The sequence below is a fragment of the Polaribacter sp. Asnod1-A03 genome, assembly GCF_045063585.1.
Classification (GTDB): Bacteria; Bacteroidota; Bacteroidia; order Flavobacteriales; family Flavobacteriaceae; genus Polaribacter.
The window spans coordinates 584,168-603,525 of the sequence record NZ_JBEFOE010000009.1; the positions used below are offsets into that span (position 1 = coordinate 584,168).

Sequence of the window (19,358 nt, forward strand, 5' to 3'; positions counted from 1 at the left end):
AATATTTATGCCTAATAAGAATTTGTTTGAAAAATATTTCAATGATTTTGAAGACTATGATGAAGTTTTAAAATCTGACATGACGATAAACCCTAATTGGGAAAAATTACTAAATAATTTTTCTACAATAGGACAAGAAGAGCTTAAAGATAAACAAAAACAAATAGATTGGCTATTAGCTGAAAATGGAGTAACTTATAATGTTTATAACGATCCTAAAGGATTAAATAGACCTTGGAATTTAAATATCATCCCTTTTATTATTGAACAGAAAGAATGGGTATCAATAGAAAAAGGGTTAAAACAACGTGCTGAATTATTAAATTTAATTTTAGACGATATTTATGGTAAAAGAGAACTTATAAAAAATAAAATTATACCACCAGAGGTGGTCTATGCTCATCGTGGTTTTTTAAGAAACTGCGATCAAATACAATATAATACTTCTAAAAACTTACTTATACATTCTGCTGATTTGGCTCGTGGGCCAGATGGTAGAATGTGGGTGGTTAATGATCGTACAGAAGCACCTTCTGGTATGGGGTATTCTTTAGAAAATAGATTTTCTATAAGACGTTCTGCACCAGATTTATCTAGAAATATACATGTAGAACAACCTTTTTCTTTTTTTAAAGATTATCATCAATTATTAATAGATTCTGCTCCTGTAAAAAAAGACAATACAACAATTGTTATTCTTACCCCTGGTCCTCATAATGAAACTTATTTTGAGCATGCCTATTTATCATCATATTTAGGATATCCTTTAGTAAAAGGAAATGATTTAGTTGTAAGAAACAATAAAGTATACATTAAAACATTAAAAGAATTAATTCAGGTTGATGTTATTTTAAGACGTGTAGATGGTGCTTATACAGATCCTTTAGAATTAAAGGGAAATTCATTTTTAGGAGTAGCAGGATTATTAAATGCTGTTAGAAAAAAGAACGTAAGTATTATAAACCCAATAGGAAGTGGTGTTTTAGAAAACCCTGGTTTAATTCCTTTTATGAACTCCATCTGTAAATACTTTTTTAAAGAAGATTTAATACTTCCACAGATAGCTTCTTGGTGGTGTGGTCAGGAAAAAGAAAGGAATTTTGTTTTAGAAAACCTTACTAAATTTGTAGTAAAACCTATAGATAGAACCAACAGGGAACATATTTATTTTTGTGAACTTTTAAGTAAGACAGAATTAGAAGAACTTAAAAGTCAAATTTTAGAAGAACCATATAGATTTGTTGCGCAAGAAAAAATTTCCTTTTCAACTGCCCCAAACTTTACAGATAAAGGCTTAGAACCAAGAAAAGTTGTTTGTAGAACTTTTTCTGTCGCTAAAGACAACTCCTATAGTGTAATGCCTGGTGGATTAGTTAGAGTTGCTGCAGATAAAGAAAAATTACGTGTTTCTAATCAAAGAGGAGGAACTAGTAAAGATTTTTGGGTTACAAACTCCGTTAAAACAGCACCATCTTCTAAACAACGTTATCATTGGCATAACAACAACACTAATACTTTAGCTGGTATTGATAATTTACCAAGTAACACAGCAGAAAATTTATTTTGGTCTGGTAGATATTTAGCAAGAACATTAGTTACTGCTAGATACATAAGAATGGTATTGAATGAACTAGTAGATTCTGATTCTAAAAGCTTACATGTTTTATTAAAATCTATAACTCATTTAACATCTATTTTCCCTGGATTTACAGGTGCAAATGAAGAAGCTGCTTTTAAAGACCCTTTAAAAGAAATAGCCATTGTTTTATTTGATAAAGATAAACAAGGTAGTTTAGCCAATTCTATACAAGCTTTTTCCAATTCCTATTACTCTTTAAGAAATTTATGGTCTAAAGATATGTGGAGGGTTTTTGATGCTACGACAAAATCTTGGAACGAATTTAGTCCAGAAAACCATACTGATTTAAAGAAAGTTATAAAATTATTAGATAGTATTATTACTAAACTAATTGCTTTTATGTGTTTAATTGAAGAAAGTATTTTGGTAGAACAAGGTCTTCTACTCTACTTTATCGGTTTACAAACTGAACAAGCAATGATGAGTATAGATAAATCTAGAGCGCTCTTAGTTTCTAAATATGATGAACAAACCGAGTATGAAATTTTAGAGTCGTTATTAGACAGTCATGAGAGTTTAAACATTTATAGATATAGTTTTAGGTCTTATTTAAATGTAAAAAACGTAATTAATTTAATTCTTTTAGATAAATCATATTCTCGTTCTTTAAAATATCAATTAAATAGAATTAGAAGAGATATTTCTAGATTACCAAATAAGAATCAAGATATTAAATTATCAAATTCTTACTTGTTAATAAAAGAAGCGTGTGATCTTATAGAAAATATAGATGTAGATAGTTTCATTTTAATGGATGATACTGAATTTACAAGAGTTAATTTAGATGAATTTTTAGCTAAATTAAGTACTTTAATACACCAAACATCTTTATCGGTTACAAATACATATTTCAATCATTCAGATCAACAACAAAGACAATTAATTCATCAAAAACAATCCCTGTAATGTTATTTAAAGTTATACATATAACTGCATATGATTATGATGAGGCAATTACGCATTGCCATAATATTGCAAACCTTAAACCTATAGAGTTTTTAGGTCAAAAATTGGTAGATTATTCTTTAGAAATATCACCTTTACCTTCTTATTTAGAAGAGGGCAAAGATTTTTTTAAAAATACTATTTGTAGATTTTCTATAGATCAGCCTCATAAAAAATTAATTGTAAATTCCACAAGTATTATTGAGCGTAATTTTAATTTACAACCAGATATTTACACGTCTTTAATTTGTAAAAAAACAACAGTACAAGACGTTATAAATGAATTAAAAAAAGGAACAGAAGAAATGTTATCTGTTCATGAATTTACATTAGATTCTTATTTTATTAAAAATATTTCTCCAAAGATTAAAGAATATGCAGAAGTTTCTTTGCAACCAGATAGAAATGTTTTTGAAGCTACAAATGAACTAATGCAAAGAATTTTTAAAGATTTTACTTTTGATTCTCAATTTAGTACCATTGCTACTCCTTTAGAAGAGGTTATGAAAGCTAAAAAAGGTGTTTGTCAAGATTTTGCACAAATTGGTATTGCATGTTTAAGATCTGTTGGGTTACCTGCAAGATATGTAAGTGGTTATATAGAAACTTTACCACCTCCAGGAAAAGAAAAGTTAGTTGGTACTGATGCTTCTCATGCATGGTTTTCAGTGTACATTCCTCAATTTGGATGGGTCGATTTTGACCCTACAAATGATCAAATACCAAAAAATCAACATATAATTACTTCTTATGGTAGAGATTATTTTGATGTTCCACCTTTAAAAGGTGTACTTTATGGTTCTGGTAATAGTAAAATGAAAGTATCTGTAGATATTAGACCTGCAGTTATATAAAAAACTTAAAAAAATTATCTTTTAAGTTTTAAGTTTTAAGTTTAAGACAATAACTTAACTTTTACAGTAGATAAAAACTAAAAAGCTCATGATTGAATAAATTCAATCATGAGCTTTTTTAAACTTACATAGTTTAATATTATAATACTAATTTGCGATAATTATGCTTCTCCTCTTGCTGGGTACCCTTCTTTTAAAATATAATCTATTCCGTTTAAAACATCTTTAAATTCTGGTCTACCAAATGGCATAGATTGTATAGATTCCCAATACACTTTGTTTTCATTATCAATTAAAAACAAACCAGGTTCTAAAAATTCTTTTGGTTCTTTATCACTAATAGCTTTAGATACAAATAATCCCCATTTTCTACCTTCTTCAACAGGTAAATTATATCCTAGTGGTACAGATTCAATATCCCATTCATCATAAGCTTTTTTAGCTCTTTCTTCAGAATCTGCACTAATTGCAATTACATTTACTCCCCTCTCATTAAAGTCGTTCATCTTCTTTTTTAATTGCTCTAATTGTTTTTTACAAACTGGGCAATGTAACCCTCTGTAAAAAATAATCATCGTAAAATTTTCTGGCTTTTGCTCATGCAAACTCCATTTTGTTCCGTTTACTAAATCAATTGTTAATTCTGGTGTTTCTACTCTTGGCTTTATCATCGTATTTATTTTTTTATTTGTTATTTTCTAATTTTTTATAATCTGTATATCCTTCAGCACCTGGGGTATAAAAAGTATCATTATTCCAATCTGCTAATTCTTGATTTTTTTCAAATCTTTCAGTTAAATCTGGATTTGAAATATATAATTTTCCAAATGCTACTAAATCTGCATTACCGTCCTCTAAAACTTTATTACCAGATTTTTTATCAAAACCAGCATTTATAATGATTGTTCCATTATAAATTGGTCTAGAATGTTCGGCAATATTTTCTATTGCATAAGGGATATCAGAAACATCGTTAAAAGGTTCTGATAAGTGCACATAAGCTAAATTGTAATCGTTTAATTTTTTTAAGATATATTCAAAAGTTGGTATGGTTTCATCATCCATTTCCATTCCAAAAATCCCATTTAATGATGGATTAAATCTTGCACCTATCTTATTTTCTGGAACAACTTCTTTAATAGCATCTAAAGTTTCAAAAAAGAAACGTGCTCTGTTTTCTATACTTCCTCCATATTCATCTGTTCTAATATTAGACGTTTTATTAAAGAATTGATGAAATAAATAACCATTAGAAGAATGAATTTCTACACCATCAAAACCAGCTTTTATAGCATTTTTAGCAGCATTTTTAAAATCGTCTATGGTTTGCTTAATGTCATTTTTAGACATTTCTTTAGGCGCTACAGTTTCTTTTTTACCATCAGGTGTAAAAACTGTTTCGTTTGCATTTATTGCGGATGGTGCTAAAGGTAAATCTCCATTATGAAAATCTGGATGAGAAATTCTACCTACATGCCAAAGTTGAATAAAAATTTTACCTCCTTTTGCATGTACTCTTTCTGTAACTTTCTTCCAACCCTCAACTTGTTCTTCAGAATGAATTCCTGGAGTGTTTATGTAACCAACAGCTTTTTCTGAAACCTGTGAGCCTTCTGTAATAATTAAACCAGCAGAAGCTCTCTGCTCATAATACAGACCATGTAAATCACTTGTGGGTATATTACCCTTATTATTTGCTCTACTTCTAGTCATTGGAGCCATTACTACTCTATTACTGAGTGGTAAACCTGTTATATTGTTAAAATTTTGTAATAAAAATTGTTTCGTCATGTTTATTTGTTTTTAAGATTAAAATGATTTTATACTGATTAGTAAGTTGCCATTTTATCTTTCTTTTTGGTAAGTTGCTTGTCTAATTCTTGTATAGATTCATTAATAGAACTTATAAAATTATCATGACTTGCTTCTGCAAATAAACGTGGTCCTGGTACACTTACTCTAATATTGCAAATCATACCTGTAGTATCTGATGATGTATTTTCTGTTTTAAAAAACACATCTGCTCTTACAATCATTTGAAATTTATTATATAATTTCTCTAACTTCTCTTTAGCATATTCTTCTAGTCTTTTACTAGCATCCACATCATGGTATTCAAAATTAATAATCATCTTTTTCTATTTTAAATTAATAATGATATAAAACTATTATAAAACTAAGATGAGGGTTTGCTTAAATGCAATTATGTTTAACTCATTTAAACAGTTAACAGAATTTTAAGAGTCGTTATTTTCTTTTTCTTGAAGTAATAAAGTAAACACCAGTAAGCAAAATACCAGATGCAATAAGAGATTGTGTAGATAATTTTTCATTTAAAAAAAACCATCCCATAAATAAAGCAATAACAGGATTTACATATGCAGAAGTTGATACTTTTTCTGTTGCTACATTTTTTAATAGAAAATTAAATGCTGTAAAAGCTACAATACCACCAAAAACAATTAATATAAACATTGATATTTGTACATTAGTACTCCAAGCTAAAGGAGAAACCCATTCTTCTTTAAAAATAAAACTTGCAATTACTAAAATTGTACCAGCACATAGCATTTGGTAACCTGTACTTACTAAATGGCTTTTTGGTAATACTGCTTTAGAGACAAAAACACTACCATAACTCCAACTTAGTACACAAGTTAATATCATAAAAATACCTAATAAGCTTCCTTTGGATGTTGTTAATTCTTGCTGACTTACTAATAGGTACATACCAACAATACCTAAAGCAACACCAATCATAGATTTTTTTTGCAAAGGCTTCCTATCAATCAACCGTAATAAAAACAATACAAATAGCGGTTGTGTAGATGCTAATAAAGCACCAAAACCACTATCTACATATTTTAAAGCCCAAACAAAAACACCGTTACCGTAAACCAGAAAGAAAAAACCTGCAATAGCTGAATTTAATAATTCTTTTTTTTTGATAGATAAATCATGTTTTAATAAAAATGCTAAAAAAATCATTAAAACTCCAGCTGTTAAAAAGCGTAAAGCAACTAAAAAAAATGGAGGTAACTCAGTTACTGCAATTTTATTAAAAACATAAGTAGATCCCCAAATAAAATAAATAGAGAAAAATGCAGCAATAATAAGGAGTTTATTATTTTTCAATTGTAAGATTATTAGGCTAAACAAAAATAGAACTAAATATTGTGATACACTTTTTTTTAACTATCTAAGTTGATAAATGTTATATTTGAAAAATTGCTATAAAACATTAAAAAGTTTAACCTTGAATAAAAAATATCCTTTTGATCCTTCATTAAAACATCACTTTATAATTGCATTTAGTATTGTAATTTGGATTTTTATATTCTTATATTTTACTGAACCTTTAGATGTATCTGAATTAAATTCTAGAGATAAACCTCTTTTTTTATTAGGATATGGATTAATTGGAGGTTTCTGTTACATTATTTTTTTACCATTTCAATATTTTATCTTCAAGAAAAAAGATAAAAACTGGACTCTTTTAAGCGAAATACTTTTTTTAATCACTTTAAGTATTAGTACAATAATATTTGCACGCTTCTTCTATTTGTACGTAGTAATGGCAAATGACAGAAATCCTTATGAATTTAGATATATGCTAGAAAGCATTTTTTTACCTGCTCTACTTACTATTCTACCTATAATTATTTTTGGTCGTTTTGCTTTTGGAAAATATAAAAATAAAAAAACTGAATCTAAAAAAATAGAAATTAAAGGCCAAGGAAATTATGAGGGCTTGCGTTTATTTTTTAATGATATAGTTTGCATTAAATCTTCAGATAATTATATTGAAGTATTTTACCTTTCTAGAGGAGAATTAAAATTAAAAAAGAATTTAATCAGAAATAAGTTATCTGTTATTGCTGATGAGTTTCCTACTCTTTTAAGAACACATCGTTCTTATGTAATCAATCCATTTCATTTTTTACAATGGAAAACAGAAAAAAATAAACTCTTTGTTATCTTATTTCACCACATAGAAGTACCTGTTTCTAAAACCTATCAAGATGAAGTTAAATCTGTTATAAATTCTACCACAGAATAGCTACAATTCACCCCAAACACCTATATATATTGAGTTTAAAACCAATTACTTTCTAAATTTGTATTAGAAAGTTTAATCAATTTAAAAAACAAACTCATGAAAATTTTAACCACTTTATCCATTTTTTTATTATTTACTACCAGCACTTTTAATGCTCAAGTAGAAACTTGTAATTGTAAAATCGATTTAGATTTTATCGTTAGTAAAATAAAAAAAATGCCTTCTTTTAAAAAACAAATTAAGGAAGAAAAGTTAGATGATTTTAATAACACTTATAATGTTATCTCTAAAGAAATGACTAATCCTATTTCAATAGAAAAGTGTTATCAATTATTATTAAAACAAATGACTTTAGTTAACGATTCTCATTCTAGTTTAACAATTAACGATGCTTTTTTACCAAAAGAAATTTTAAATGATGATAAAAAATTAGCAGATTTTAAATTAACAGCCACTTATAAAAATCATCCAAAGACAACTAAAAATATTACAGATTTAAAAACCAATTTGGCAACACAACCTTTAAATTCTTTAGAAGGTATTTTTAACTATGGTAAACAAAAAATTGGTATCTATTTTGATACAAATAAAAAAGATTTAATTGGTGTAGTTTTAGAAAATGATTTAAAAAATTGGGAAGTTGGAGATATTAGTTTTTATGCTACAAAAATTAATGACGCTAAATATAATATGTATCAATATCGATTAAGTAATAAAACACCAAGATTGATAAAAAGTTTAAGTTTTAATAATGGTAGAATATTAAGTTATAAAAAAGAAGGAAATGAATTTAATTTTGAACTACCAAAAACCGATCAAAAAGAGTTTGAATTTAAACAGCTAAATGAAAACACTCAATATTTATATTTTGCAAATTTTAGCAATAGTAAAAAGAAAGCGCTTTTAGCTTTTTTTAATAACACAAAAGACAAATTAACTGCAGAAAACATAATTATCGACTTAAGATCTAATAGTGGTGGTAATAAAAAATATTCAGATAATTTTTTAAAATATTTAAAAAATAAAAATGTTTATGTAATTACAAATTTCTTAACAGGTAGTAATGGAGAACAATTTACATTAAAATTAAAAAAACTTAAAAAGACAAAACATTTAGGGCAAACTACTTTTGGTGTTATCGCTTATGGGATAAATTACGGTAGAAGCTATACAACTCCCACTAATAAATTTACCATAATGCCAACAGATATGAATTTTCATAAATATTATAAATATGAAAGTAAGGGTGTTACACCAGATATAAAATTAGATTACACTAAAGATTGGATTGACCAAACTTTAGATATGATTAAAATAAATGAGTATTAAACTTTCTAAAATAATATTCTTTATTAAAAAAAGCTCATATTAATTATGAGCTTTTTAAATTTTAAACTTTATAAGTCTAAACTTATGAAGTTTTGGTTCTTTAAAAATCATTACTAAACTAGCTCTTTTCTTCTTCTTTGTTATTGATAAATTCTATATCTCTAATGTTTTTCTGAACTGTAATTGCACCAAATAGACTTAGTAAAAAAGAAATTCCGTAGAAACCTTTTTCACTTAATAGTAAATCGGCATTTCTTAACCCTATTATCAATAGAAGGATTGACAAAATAACAATAACCCAACTTATTCCATAATACATTTCACTTACTTTAATATCTTCTGCTTTATCTCTAACAGCTTTTTGTAAAGAAATTACTGCATAAATTCCCATTAAAAGTATGGCAAAATAATATCCTTTTTCATTTAATTCCATACCTGCATTCCATAAACCAATGCAGTAAGTTACTAAACCAATAGATAAAACTCCCCAAGATGCACCAATATAAGCAGAAGTTGGTTTTGAGTTTAGTTGGTTAACTATTTTACTCTTTTTACTTTGTTTTTTAGTTTCTTCGTTAAAAGAAGATTTTGTTTGATAATTCATAATATTTAGTTTAATAATTATGATATAAATTTGCGACACTTTTAAAGTTTGTAAAATTCAATTTTTAATATTTACTGACGATATAAAAACTACTAAATAATTTAAAATATTATTATTTAGTATATTTATAGATATTTTACTGACGATATAATGATAAATATAAAAGAAATATTAACCACATTTCCACAACAACAACAACAAGATTTTATAGCTTTTTTGATTAAAAAAAATAAAAGAAAAGACACAAAAAACGTGCAATTAGTAAAACTTTTATTAATTGATAATTTATCTTCTGTAGAAGTTTCAGAAAAATTATACGGAAAACAAAATAAAGCTGCTTTACATGCTTTAAGAAAGCGTTTGTTCAAATCTTTAATAGATTTTACAGCCAATTTAAGTATCAAAGAAGAAAATTCTATAGATATGCAGTTAATAAAATACATACTCTCTGCAAGAAACTTTTTACAAAAGGGACAGATTAAAATTGGTTATCAAATTTTAGATAAAACATCTATAATTGCTAAAGAGCATCAATTATTTACCATTTTAAATGAAATTTTTCATACTAAAATTCAATATGCACACTTAGTTAAATCTATTAATTTAGAAAGCTTAGTACTAGAATTTAAAGAAAATCAGCAACATTTATTAATGGAAGATAATTTAAACATTGTGTATGCTAAAATTAGAACTTCTCTGGCTAAATATCATCAAAAAAAAAGTACTTTAGATATTAAAACTTTAATTGAAAACACTTTAAAAGAGCAAAATATTGTAATTTCAAATGCATTATCTTTTAAATCTTTGTATCAAATAATTCAAATTACAAGTATTTCGTCTGCTCAATATTTTGATTATTGGAATGTTGAACAATTTATTATTAATACTTATAATATTATTAAAAATCATAACTCTAAGGACAAGCAGCATTTTTATCATTTAAAAATTTTATATCTTATTGCAAATGTACTTTTTAGAAATAAAAAGTTTGAAGAATCTATAAAGTATTTAGATATCATGTTTTTGCACATGAAAGGGAAAAAACAAAAATATTACAATGTTTTTTTACCTAAATACCATTTAATACTTGCCCTAAACTTTAATTATAGTAATAAATCTAAAGAAGCAATTAATCTATTAGCACCTTATATTGATAGAAAAAATGTAGACATTATACATCAACTAGACCTTTTACTTTGTTTAGTCGTCTTTTATTTTCAGAATAATCAATTAGAAAAAGCGCAAAAAATAATGGCAAAATTTTATCTTACGGATAAAAAATATATTGAAAAAGCAGGTATTGTTTGGACCATAAAAAAGAGTTTAATTGATATTTTACTTCAAATAGACATGAGTAATGTTGATTTGGTAGATTCTAGATTAAAAAGTTTTAAAAGAAATTACTTTATCAATTTATCTAAAATTAACCAAGAACGGGTAATTATATTTTTAAAATTGGTTGAAATTTATTACAAAAATCCAGCTATAGTAACTTCTGAAGAGTTTTATAATAAAGTAGAAAAATCATTTAATTGGGTAATTATTAAAAAAGAAGATATTTTTTTAATAAGTTTCTTTGCTTGGTTAAAATCAAAAATGACAAAACAAGATATTTATACGGTCACTTTAAATATGATTAACAACTAAAAGATTAAATATTATTTATTTTACACTGTATAATACAATTTCTGTATACCATGTATCAAATGTTTTTTTAATTGATTTAGAGAAATAATTGAAATAAAATTACCTAAAATTACCTAAAATTAAAAGTAATTTAATGAATGGATTAAATATTTATTTCAAACAAATAACACCCCTTTAGAAGAGTTTCTAAAGAGGTGTTATTTAAGAGTCTCGTAATTTTATGACTTATCTTTTTCTTCAATAATAGTATCATTATCAATACTAAATTGTTTGTTTTTTTTGTCTTTAACCCCTTCTAAACTCATAGGGTTATCTTGCGTCTTTGTTCTTTTAAATTTTCTACTTTCTTTAATTGTACTCATCTTCATTAATTTTAAATTCGAATCTAAATTACATAAAAACAGCTTGTTATAAAATAATATATTGTTAATAATTGTTAAGATTAAACTATAAAAGTTAAAATTTTATATGGATTAAAATGAATCTTATATGAGCAAAAGTTTTATACATATACCAATTAATTTTGCAAAATTTTCAATTTTATTCTTTAAAATAGAGTAAATACTTTTTAACAATCTAAATTAATAATGATTGGTTATAACACTATATAAAACTACTTCAGCAGCTTCGGTATAATCTTCGTTCCATTTAAAATAATTCCCTGTTTTAAAATAATTATCAAAATTATAACCATTACTGTTATAATCATATAAATCGGTATATTCTTGATTTATACTTTTAGATTCACAAATTAACGCATATTGTAAAACACCATTAACAACACGCAGTTTTATAGTAAACTTCTCATTATCTACTTTAGCAATCGTTATTTTTTCATCATAATTACTTGTCCAAACTCCATTGTCTGGTTTTACATAATATTCGATAACAATATCACCATTTTTCCACTGAACTTTTACAGTTGCAGGAGAACCAGATAAAGTTGTACTAGCTTTTCCATGGATTTGAGCTACGTAAGTTTGTCCATTTCCTTCACAAAAATTAACCTGTAGTGTAGATTCCATTTCATGTGTTCCAGAATCCATATACCAATTATCATCAGTATCATTTACACCTTTCCAGTACTCTCTTAATTCTGTTCTACAATATTTTCCAGCATCTAAATCTGCTCCACCAGAGGTTGTAAATCCTGTAAATTGTGTATAAAAAGTATAGCTTCCATCATCATTTTTATAGAAATATTTTTTCTCTTCGGATGTTAAATTATCTGCAAGAATATCATCAGAATATATAGAAGTTGCTTTTTTAGAGCCATCTGCCCTATCAATTGGCACTGATAAATACCAGTTTTTCCAAACAAAATTACTAACTTCAACTACATCATCAATATCTTCTATTTCATCATCTTCTATAATCTCTCCCTCTTTAGAAGAACTACTTGTACAGTTACTTAAAATAAGAAAAAGTAAGATAAAATAATATCCATTTTTAATTTGAAACATAATAACAAGGTTTATTTTTAACTAGTAAAAAGGCCCATAAATATACTAATTATTTATAGGCATAATATCTTTCCATTTTTATTCAATTTAATTAATCAGTAATACGCTAATAATGTTACTTTTAAAACTATGATAGATAATTTATCGTCTATTATAATTAGTTTATGAGTTAATAAAAATAGCTATAACGATCATTCAAAACTTTTTGTGTATGTAAATTGCAGCATAAACAAACCAAAAGAACTATGTCAATTTTAACAATAATAATAAGTGTATTACTACCCCCTTTAGCCGTTTTTTTAAAACATGGAATTGGAACGCAATTTTTACTAAGTATTTTATTAACTATTTTAGGATGGTTACCAGGAGTTGTACATGCACTTTATGTAAATAATAAATAATTTAATTATGGAAACAAAGAAAACAGAGAAGAATACATATAATTCAGATATTACAAAAGAAGATTTACAAGCTTTAGGAGACAAAGCTGGAAATCTTAGAAATGATAATGCGGATGACGAACTTTTAAAAAACAAAGTAAATGAACCTGATTTTAGTGGACAAGCGTTAGATGTACCTGGTAGAAAATTACCAAAAAATAAAACGAAAGAAACATTAAAAGATGAAGAGAACCAATTATATAGTATTGGGAGTGAGGAAAATGAAAATTTAGAGATAGATACAATTAAAAACACTAAATAACATGATGAATAAAGAAGATGTTACACTAAGCAAAATAACTAAAAAAAAGAATTTAACCTTAAATTTCAATGATGATGGTAACGCCATTTCAAACAACAGAACAGGGATTAACTACATTCCTGATAAGGAAATAGAATAAACTATTAAAATCTTAGAAAAAAAATAAAACCTAACAAGTAAAATACTTGTTAGGTTTTGTTTTCTTCAAAAAATATAAATTTCTATTTATGTCTGCTTTTTAATTTAACATCAGTATTATTTAAAGTTAAAAGTTATATTTTAAATGGTGGCATAATAATTGCTAAATCACATTTAAAGAAACTAAAAACTTATCTAATGAAACACATCTATTTATTAATTTTAACTTTATCAACTTTACTTTTATACAACTGTAATAAAGATGATGATGAGTTAGATGTTAGGTTTACAATATATGATTTACAAAAAATAGATAATAACAGTTCCAAAACTTGGCAAGTAGATAGTTTTTACAGTAATTACAACTCTAATATTTTAAGCGAATTTAATGATTGCTATACAGACGATTCATTTACTTTCTATAAAGATAATAATGAAGCTGAAGCAGATTTAGGTGCTATAAGTTGTTTTTTTAATAACCCAACAGAACAAGCTGCTACTTTAACCTATTCTTTTAATGAATTGGAAGGACGTATTTTTATAAATATTAGTAGAGGTGAGTCTTTAAATGATGATTTTAAAACACGCCTTACAATTCTAGAACTTGAAGAATTAACAGAAAACAAAATGGTTTTTGCTGCTGGTGATAAAGGAAATTACAGCCAAACCTTAATTCTTACAGCAACAAACTAATCTATTTATGTCTACTGATTAGTTCAGCCTCAATATCTTTTAAAGTAAACCCTTTTGCTTGTAGTAACATTAAATAATGGAATAATAAATCTGCAGATTCGTATAAAAACAATTCATCATTATTATCCATAGCCTCAATAACTGTTTCTACAGCCTCCTCACCTACTTTTTGCGCAACTTTGTTTATCCCTTTTGCAAATAAGTTTGCTACATAAGATTTTTTAGTGTCTTTATTTGCTACTCTTTCTGTAATAACATCTTCTAAAGTAGAAAAGAAACCATAATTTTGGTTGTTTTCTCCATTCCAACAAGTATCTGTACCCGTATGGCAAGTTGGCCCTTTTGGATTTACAAAAATCAACAAAGTATCATTATCACAATCTAGTTTTATATCCACTAAATTCAAGACATTTCCACTCTCTTCCCCTTTGGTCCACAAACGGTTTTTAGTTCTAGAAAAGAAAGTAACCAACTTTGTTTCTTTGGTTTTTGCAAAAGCTTCTTCATTCATATAACCTAACATCAACACGTTTTTTGTTGTTGCATCTTGAATGATTGCGGGTACTAATCCGTCGTTATTTTTATTGAAATCTATGTTCATAATCTATATTTTTTGTCTTTTCTACTGTAATAGAGAAATCTATAAAATATAAGATTTCTCGATTTTACTCGAAATAACATTTTACTAAAGTCTTACTGGAATATTTTGTTCTTTTAATGCTTGTTTTAACTCTAAAATAGGAATTTCTCCAAAATGAAAAACGCTTGCTGCCAAAGCTGCATCAGATTTTCCTTTTGTAAATGTATCTGCAAAATGCTGAATTGTTCCTGCTCCACCAGAAGCAATAATTGGTATATTTAGTAATTCTGATAAATGTGCCAAAGCTTCATTTGCAAAACCTCCTTTTGTTCCGTCATGATTCATAGAAGTAAACAAAATTTCTCCTGCTCCTCTTTCTTCAACTTCTTTTGCCCAATTAAATAATTTAATTTCTGTAGGAATTGTACCGCCTGCTAAATGTACAAACCATTCTCCATCAATTTGTTTTGCATCAATTGCAACAACAACACATTGACTCCCGAATTTTTCTGCCAATTCATTTACCAAATCTGGTCTTTTTACCGCAGATGAGTTGATAGAAACTTTATCTGCTCCACATTTTAATAATTTATCTACATGTTCTACAGAAGAAATTCCACCACCAACTGTAAATGGAATGTTTACTTGTTCCGCAACCTTTAAAACCATATCTAAAGTTGTACCTCTATTTTCTAAAGTGGCAGCAATATCTAAAAAAACCAATTCATCTGCACCTAATTCAGCATATTGTTTTGCTAAAACTACAGGATCTCCAGCATCAATTAAATTAACGAAATTTACCCCTTTTACAGTTCTTCCGTTTTTAATATCTAAACAAGGTACTATTCTTTTTGTTAACATTTTTTATAGCTTTTGGCTCTTGGCTTTTGGCTGTTCGCAAATAGCAAACTGCTAAAAACAAATGGCTATTTTTTTATTATAAAATTCTCTAATTGTTTTAAGCTGATTTTATTTTCATAAATCGCTTTCCCTATGATTACACCTTCGCAACCATTTTCTGCTAGTTTTGGCAATTCATCGAATGTTGAAATTCCTCCAGAAGCGATAAGTTTTAAAGGTTTTACTTCTGATAAAACTTCTTTATAAACATCAAAACTTGGTCCTTGTAACATTCCATCTTTAGAGATATCTGTACAAATTACATACTGAATTCCTTTTTGTTGATAATCAGAAATAAACGGAATCAATTCTAAAGAACTTTCTTCTTGCCAACCATTGGTTGCAATTTTTCCTCCTGAATTATCAGGATAAAAATCGGCTCCTAAAATTATTTTCTCTGAACCATATTTAGCAATCCAACTTTCAAAAATTTGTGGATTTTTTACTGCAATACTTCCACCTGTAATTTGGTTTGCACCAGAATTAAAAGCAATTTCTAAATCTTTATCAGATTTTAATCCACCACCAAAATCAATTTTTAAATTGGTTTTAGAAGCTATTTGCTCTAATACTTTATAGTTTATAATCTGACTTGCTTTTGCTCCGTCTAAATCTACAACGTGCAAATATTCGATACCTGCTGCTTCAAATTCTTTAGCAACTTCTAACGGATTTTCATTGTAAATTTTCTTTGTATCGTAATCTCCTTTAGTTAAACGAACACATTTTCCGTCAATTATATCTATGGCTGGTATTATTCTCACAATAGTTTTTGTTTTAATTCTTGTCACATCGAGTGATTTCGATTTTTCATCGAAATTGTATCGAGATGTTATAAATGTTCTCGATATATTTTTTTCATTCCTAAAAAATCACACAAACTGACAGTATATTTATAAGTTTAGAAAATTCTTCAAAATTTGTTCTCCTGCTTTAGATGATTTCTCTGGGTGAAACTGTGTTCCGTAAAAATTATCTTTTTGCAAAGCAGAAGCATATTCAATTTCATAATCTGTTGTTGCAATAGCTTCTTTACAATTTTCGGCATAAAAACTATGCACTAAATACATAAAATCTTTCTCTTGCACATCTGTAAATAAAGACGATTTTAAATTGTAAATAACATTCCAACCCATTTGCGGAACTTTTACAGCTTTCGAAAATTTCTTAATTTCAACATTAAAAATCCCCAAACCTTTAGTGTTTCCTTCTTCTGAATGATTGCACATTAACTGCATCCCTAAACAAATACCTAAAACAGGCTGTTTTAACATAGGAATCACTTTATCCAATCCGCTTTCTTGTAACATTTTCATCGCAGAACTTGCTTCACCAACTCCAGGAAAAATCACTTTATCAGCAGCTTTAATCTCATCAATATTATTCGATAAAACAGCATCTATACCCAAACGTTTAAACGCAAACTGAATACTTTTTATGTTTCCGGCTCCGTAATCTATAATTATGACATTCATAATTAGTTTTTAATTTTTAGTGTTTAGTTTTAAGTGAAAATTACTCAAAACTAAAAATTTATAACTCAACACTTTTAAAGTACTCCTTTTGTTGACGGTAAAAACATTTTATTTGCATCTCTTTTTACAGCCATTTTCATTGCTTTTGCAAAAGCTTTAAAAATTCCTTCTATCTTATGATGTTCATTATTTCCTTCTGCTTTAATGTTTAAATTACATTTTGCGCCATCTGTAAAAGATTTAAACAAGTGTAAAAACATTTCTGTTGGCATATCTCCAATCATTTCACGTTTAAAATCTGCATCCCAAACTAACCAAGGTCTTCCTCCAAAATCTACTGCAGCTTGTGCCAAACAATCATCCATTGGCAAACAAAATCCGTATCGTTCTATTCCTAATTTATTTCCTAATGCTTTGTGGAATAATTCTCCTAAAGCAATCATGGTATCTTCTATTGTGTGATGCTCATCAACCTCTAAATCTCCATCCACTTTTACAGTTAAATCCATAGCACCGTGACGACCAATTTGATCTAACATGTGATCGAAAAACTTGACTCCTGTAGAAATGTCATTTTTACCAGAACCATCTAAATTTAATTTGATATAAATCTTGGTTTCGTTAGTATTTCTAGTAATTTCAAAAACTCTATCCTCTAGCTTTAAAAACTCATAAATTGCTTTCCAATCTGTAGAAGTTAAAGCAATACAATCTAAAATTTCTTGTTTAGAAGTTTCTATTTCATCTGCTCCTAATTCTGGATTTTCTGATAAAAAGATTCCTTTTGCTCCTAAATTTTTTGCCAACTCCATGTCGGTAATTCTATCACCTAAAACAAACGAGTTTTCTAAATCATATTCCTCAGAAAAATATTTGGTTAACAAACCTGTTCTTGGCTTACGAGTTTCAGCATTTTCATGCGGAAAGGTTTTATCAATACAAACTTCAGAGAAAACAACACCTTCTTTTTCGAAAGCATTCATCACTTTATTTTGAGCAGGCCAGAAAGTATCTTCTGGAAAAGAATCTGTTCCCAATCCATCTTGATTGGTTACCATTACCAATTCGTAATCCAATTCACTAGCAATTTTTGCCATGTATTGAAATACTTTTGGGTAAAATTCTAACTTTTCTAAACTATCTAATTGATAATCTACAGGTGGCTCTAAAACTAAAGTTCCGTCTCTATCTATAAACAATACTTTTTTACTCATACTTTTATTTTCTTTCTTGATTGATTTTAAAATCTTTCAAGATTAATATATTTTCTATTTAATGGCTTTTAAAGCTCTTAATAATCGCTGATTCTCTTCGCAAATACCAACACTAACACGTATGCAATTTTCGCATAAAGGTTGATTGGTCCTATTTCTGATGACAACTCCATAATCGATTAATTGCTGATAACGTTTATTCGCATCATCAACTTTTAATAAAAGAAAATTTCCATCGGAAGGATATACTTTTTCTATATAACCATCACAACCTTCTAACTCTTTCTTTAAACGATTTCTTTCGCTAATTAACTGTGCAACTTCATTTTTAATTTCATCTATTTGTTGCAAACGTTCAATAGCTCTTTGTTGTGTTAATTCGTTAATATTATAAGGCGGTTTTATGGTGTTTAAAACTTTTATAATTTCTTTAGACGCATAACAAATACCTAAACGAATACCTGCTAAACCAAAAGCTTTTGATAAAGTTTGAGTTATAATTAAATTAGGATATTTATTTATTTTTTTTAACCAACTTTCTTTATCAGAAAAATCTATATAAGCTTCATCTATAACTACTAAACCTTTAAACTTCTTCAATAATTTTTCTACACTTTTCTCTGTAAAACTATTTCCTGTTGGATTATTTGGTGAGCATAAAAATAAAATTTTACTATTAGCATCTGCTTCTTTTAAAATCTTATCTACTTTTGGTTGAAAATCTTCCGATAATAAAACTTCTTTAATAGCTATATCATTTACATTAGCCAATACATTGTACATACCGTAAGTTGGCGGTAAAGTAATTATGTTGTCTTCCTTTGGCTCACAAAAAGCTCTAAAAATTAAATCTAAAACTTCATCACTTCCGTTACCTAATAAAATATTTTCTTTAGATACATTTTTAATCTCTGCAAGTAAATCTTTCACATCATTTTGTTGAGGATCTGGATACCGATTTACACCATTTTCAAAGGGATTTTCATTAGCATCTAAAAAAATCATTTCACTTATGGATGCATCTTTATATTCATCTCTAGCAGAAGAATATGGCTTTAGAGACTTTATGTTTTCTCTAATTAGATTATTGATGTTAAAATCTGTTTTCATAATAA

22 protein-coding genes are annotated in these 19,358 nt (G+C 27.2%); 9 read left to right on the forward strand and 13 right to left on the reverse strand.

The window, feature by feature from the left end:
* The first annotated feature begins 7 nt into the window (after positions 1-7).
* The gene (locus tag ACJJVY_RS02990; RefSeq protein ID WP_405604978.1) at positions 8-2,545 is read left to right on the forward strand and encodes a circularly permuted type 2 ATP-grasp protein; all 2,538 of its coding nucleotides are present in this window, start codon (positions 8-10) and stop codon (positions 2,543-2,545) included.
* Positions 2,545-3,438: a transglutaminase domain-containing protein gene (locus ACJJVY_RS02995; protein WP_405604980.1), complete on the forward strand. Its 894-nt coding sequence runs from the start codon at positions 2,545-2,547 to the stop codon at positions 3,436-3,438. Before ACJJVY_RS02990 ends, ACJJVY_RS02995 begins: the two co-directional genes overlap by 1 nt.
* A gap of 161 nt (positions 3,439-3,599) precedes the next feature.
* On the opposite strand, the gene ACJJVY_RS03000 is transcribed toward ACJJVY_RS02995, so the two are convergent.
* The 4 genes from ACJJVY_RS03000 to ACJJVY_RS03015 form a co-directional block, all read right to left on the reverse strand.
* On the reverse strand, positions 3,600-4,109 hold the full coding sequence (locus tag ACJJVY_RS03000; protein ID WP_405604982.1) for a redoxin domain-containing protein: 510 nt from the start codon (positions 4,107-4,109) through the stop codon (positions 3,600-3,602).
* Positions 4,110-4,122: 13 nt separating this feature from the next.
* Positions 4,123-5,229, reverse strand: coding sequence for an alkene reductase (locus ACJJVY_RS03005; protein ID WP_405604984.1), 1,107 nt, complete (start codon positions 5,227-5,229; stop codon positions 4,123-4,125).
* A 38-nt stretch (positions 5,230-5,267) separates the two neighbouring features.
* A complete protein-coding gene (hpf, locus tag ACJJVY_RS03010) occupies positions 5,268-5,570 on the reverse strand; it encodes a ribosome hibernation-promoting factor, HPF/YfiA family (RefSeq protein WP_405604986.1) in 303 nt (100 codons plus the stop codon).
* A 115-nt stretch (positions 5,571-5,685) separates the two neighbouring features.
* Positions 5,686-6,573, reverse strand: a complete 888-nt coding sequence (locus ACJJVY_RS03015; protein WP_405604988.1) for an EamA family transporter — start codon at positions 6,571-6,573, stop codon at positions 5,686-5,688.
* A 121-nt stretch (positions 6,574-6,694) separates the two neighbouring features.
* On the opposite strand from ACJJVY_RS03015, the gene ACJJVY_RS03020 reads away from it, so the two are divergent.
* Positions 6,695-7,498 (forward strand): LytTR family DNA-binding domain-containing protein, encoded by an 804-nt coding sequence (locus ACJJVY_RS03020; protein WP_405604990.1) that lies wholly within the window; start codon positions 6,695-6,697, stop codon positions 7,496-7,498.
* A 96-nt stretch (positions 7,499-7,594) separates the two neighbouring features.
* Positions 7,595-8,827, forward strand: coding sequence for a S41 family peptidase (locus ACJJVY_RS03025; RefSeq protein WP_405604992.1), 1,233 nt, complete (start codon positions 7,595-7,597; stop codon positions 8,825-8,827).
* A gap of 118 nt (positions 8,828-8,945) precedes the next feature.
* On the opposite strand, the gene yiaA is transcribed toward ACJJVY_RS03025, so the two are convergent.
* Positions 8,946-9,431 carry an inner membrane protein YiaA gene (yiaA, locus tag ACJJVY_RS03030; RefSeq protein WP_405604994.1) on the reverse strand — a complete coding sequence of 162 codons (486 nt, stop codon included), beginning with the start codon at positions 9,429-9,431 and terminating at the stop codon, positions 8,946-8,948.
* Positions 9,432-9,581: 150 nt separating this feature from the next.
* Here yiaA and ACJJVY_RS03035 point away from each other — a divergent pair, with 150 nt between their 5' ends.
* Positions 9,582-11,078, forward strand: a complete 1,497-nt coding sequence (locus ACJJVY_RS03035) for a hypothetical protein (RefSeq protein WP_405604996.1) — start codon at positions 9,582-9,584, stop codon at positions 11,076-11,078.
* Between the two features lie 218 nt (positions 11,079-11,296).
* Here the strand turns inward: ACJJVY_RS03035 and ACJJVY_RS03040 are convergent, their stop codons facing one another.
* Together ACJJVY_RS03040 and ACJJVY_RS03045 are read right to left on the reverse strand one after the other, a co-directional pair.
* Positions 11,297-11,440, reverse strand: a complete 144-nt coding sequence (locus ACJJVY_RS03040) for a hypothetical protein (RefSeq protein ID WP_405604998.1) — start codon at positions 11,438-11,440, stop codon at positions 11,297-11,299.
* Positions 11,441-11,659: 219 nt separating this feature from the next.
* Positions 11,660-12,541 carry a polysaccharide lyase family 7 protein gene (locus ACJJVY_RS03045; protein ID WP_405605000.1) on the reverse strand — a complete coding sequence of 294 codons (882 nt, stop codon included), beginning with the start codon at positions 12,539-12,541 and terminating at the stop codon, positions 11,660-11,662.
* A 245-nt stretch (positions 12,542-12,786) separates the two neighbouring features.
* On the opposite strand from ACJJVY_RS03045, the gene ACJJVY_RS03050 reads away from it, so the two are divergent.
* The 4 genes from ACJJVY_RS03050 (at position 12,787) to ACJJVY_RS03065 (ending at position 14,074) form a co-directional block, all read left to right on the forward strand.
* Positions 12,787-12,942: a YqaE/Pmp3 family membrane protein gene (locus ACJJVY_RS03050; RefSeq protein WP_405605002.1), complete on the forward strand. Its 156-nt coding sequence runs from the start codon at positions 12,787-12,789 to the stop codon at positions 12,940-12,942.
* 7 nt (positions 12,943-12,949) lie between these two features.
* Entirely contained in the window at positions 12,950-13,243 is a 294-nt protein-coding gene (locus tag ACJJVY_RS03055) for a hypothetical protein (RefSeq protein WP_405605004.1), read from the forward strand.
* Position 13,244: 1 nt separating this feature from the next.
* Entirely contained in the window at positions 13,245-13,382 is a 138-nt protein-coding gene (locus tag ACJJVY_RS03060) for a hypothetical protein (RefSeq protein ID WP_405605006.1), read from the forward strand.
* A gap of 197 nt (positions 13,383-13,579) precedes the next feature.
* Positions 13,580-14,074: a hypothetical protein gene (locus ACJJVY_RS03065; RefSeq protein WP_405605008.1), complete on the forward strand. Its 495-nt coding sequence runs from the start codon at positions 13,580-13,582 to the stop codon at positions 14,072-14,074.
* Position 14,075: 1 nt separating this feature from the next.
* Here the strand turns inward: ACJJVY_RS03065 and hisIE are convergent, their stop codons facing one another.
* The 6 genes from hisIE to hisC all read right to left on the reverse strand — a co-directional run bounded on the left by hisIE (position 14,076) and on the right by hisC (position 19,353).
* Positions 14,076-14,675: a bifunctional phosphoribosyl-AMP cyclohydrolase/phosphoribosyl-ATP diphosphatase HisIE gene (hisIE, locus tag ACJJVY_RS03070; RefSeq protein WP_405605010.1), complete on the reverse strand. Its 600-nt coding sequence runs from the start codon at positions 14,673-14,675 to the stop codon at positions 14,076-14,078.
* A gap of 84 nt (positions 14,676-14,759) precedes the next feature.
* Positions 14,760-15,515 (reverse strand): imidazole glycerol phosphate synthase subunit HisF, encoded by a 756-nt coding sequence (gene hisF, locus ACJJVY_RS03075; RefSeq protein ID WP_405605012.1) that lies wholly within the window; start codon positions 15,513-15,515, stop codon positions 14,760-14,762.
* 65 nt (positions 15,516-15,580) lie between these two features.
* Positions 15,581-16,318 carry a 1-(5-phosphoribosyl)-5-[(5-phosphoribosylamino)methylideneamino]imidazole-4-carboxamide isomerase gene (gene hisA, locus ACJJVY_RS03080; protein WP_405605014.1) on the reverse strand — a complete coding sequence of 246 codons (738 nt, stop codon included), beginning with the start codon at positions 16,316-16,318 and terminating at the stop codon, positions 15,581-15,583.
* 129 nt (positions 16,319-16,447) lie between these two features.
* The gene (gene hisH / locus ACJJVY_RS03085) at positions 16,448-17,029 is read right to left on the reverse strand and encodes an imidazole glycerol phosphate synthase subunit HisH (RefSeq protein WP_405605016.1); all 582 of its coding nucleotides are present in this window, start codon (positions 17,027-17,029) and stop codon (positions 16,448-16,450) included.
* 74 nt (positions 17,030-17,103) lie between these two features.
* The gene (hisB, locus tag ACJJVY_RS03090) at positions 17,104-18,243 is read right to left on the reverse strand and encodes a bifunctional histidinol-phosphatase/imidazoleglycerol-phosphate dehydratase HisB (protein WP_405605019.1); all 1,140 of its coding nucleotides are present in this window, start codon (positions 18,241-18,243) and stop codon (positions 17,104-17,106) included.
* 54 nt (positions 18,244-18,297) lie between these two features.
* Complete coding sequence (hisC, locus tag ACJJVY_RS03095; protein WP_405605021.1) at positions 18,298-19,353, reverse strand: histidinol-phosphate transaminase; 1,056 nt, start codon at positions 19,351-19,353, stop codon at positions 18,298-18,300.
* Positions 19,354-19,358: the final 5 nt, after the last annotated feature.

Coding starts and splice junctions, on each gene's coding strand:
- ACJJVY_RS03000 (WP_405604982.1), bottom strand. CDS start 4,109: ATGATAAAGCCAAGAGTAGAAACACCAGAATTAACAATTGATTTAGTA.
- hisIE (WP_405605010.1), bottom strand. CDS start 14,675: ATGAACATAGATTTCAATAAAAATAACGACGGATTAGTACCCGCAATC.
- hisF (WP_405605012.1), bottom strand. CDS start 15,515: ATGTTAACAAAAAGAATAGTACCTTGTTTAGATATTAAAAACGGAAGA.
- ACJJVY_RS02990 (WP_405604978.1), top strand. CDS start 8: ATGCCTAATAAGAATTTGTTTGAAAAATATTTCAATGATTTTGAAGAC.
- ACJJVY_RS03055 (WP_405605004.1), top strand. CDS start 12,950: ATGGAAACAAAGAAAACAGAGAAGAATACATATAATTCAGATATTACA.
- ACJJVY_RS03005 (WP_405604984.1), bottom strand. CDS start 5,229: ATGACGAAACAATTTTTATTACAAAATTTTAACAATATAACAGGTTTA.
- ACJJVY_RS03025 (WP_405604992.1), top strand. CDS start 7,595: ATGAAAATTTTAACCACTTTATCCATTTTTTTATTATTTACTACCAGC.
- ACJJVY_RS03050 (WP_405605002.1), top strand. CDS start 12,787: ATGTCAATTTTAACAATAATAATAAGTGTATTACTACCCCCTTTAGCC.
- hisH (WP_405605016.1), bottom strand. CDS start 17,029: ATGAATGTCATAATTATAGATTACGGAGCCGGAAACATAAAAAGTATT.
- ACJJVY_RS03040 (WP_405604998.1), bottom strand. CDS start 11,440: ATGAGTACAATTAAAGAAAGTAGAAAATTTAAAAGAACAAAGACGCAA.
- ACJJVY_RS03035 (WP_405604996.1), top strand. CDS start 9,582: ATGATAAATATAAAAGAAATATTAACCACATTTCCACAACAACAACAA.
- ACJJVY_RS03045 (WP_405605000.1), bottom strand. CDS start 12,541: ATGTTTCAAATTAAAAATGGATATTATTTTATCTTACTTTTTCTTATT.
- ACJJVY_RS03065 (WP_405605008.1), top strand. CDS start 13,580: ATGAAACACATCTATTTATTAATTTTAACTTTATCAACTTTACTTTTA.
- ACJJVY_RS02995 (WP_405604980.1), top strand. CDS start 2,545: ATGTTATTTAAAGTTATACATATAACTGCATATGATTATGATGAGGCA.
- hpf (WP_405604986.1), bottom strand. CDS start 5,570: ATGATTATTAATTTTGAATACCATGATGTGGATGCTAGTAAAAGACTA.
- yiaA (WP_405604994.1), bottom strand. CDS start 9,431: ATGAATTATCAAACAAAATCTTCTTTTAACGAAGAAACTAAAAAACAA.
- hisB (WP_405605019.1), bottom strand. CDS start 18,243: ATGAGTAAAAAAGTATTGTTTATAGATAGAGACGGAACTTTAGTTTTA.
- hisC (WP_405605021.1), bottom strand. CDS start 19,353: ATGAAAACAGATTTTAACATCAATAATCTAATTAGAGAAAACATAAAG.
- ACJJVY_RS03060 (WP_405605006.1), top strand. CDS start 13,245: ATGATGAATAAAGAAGATGTTACACTAAGCAAAATAACTAAAAAAAAG.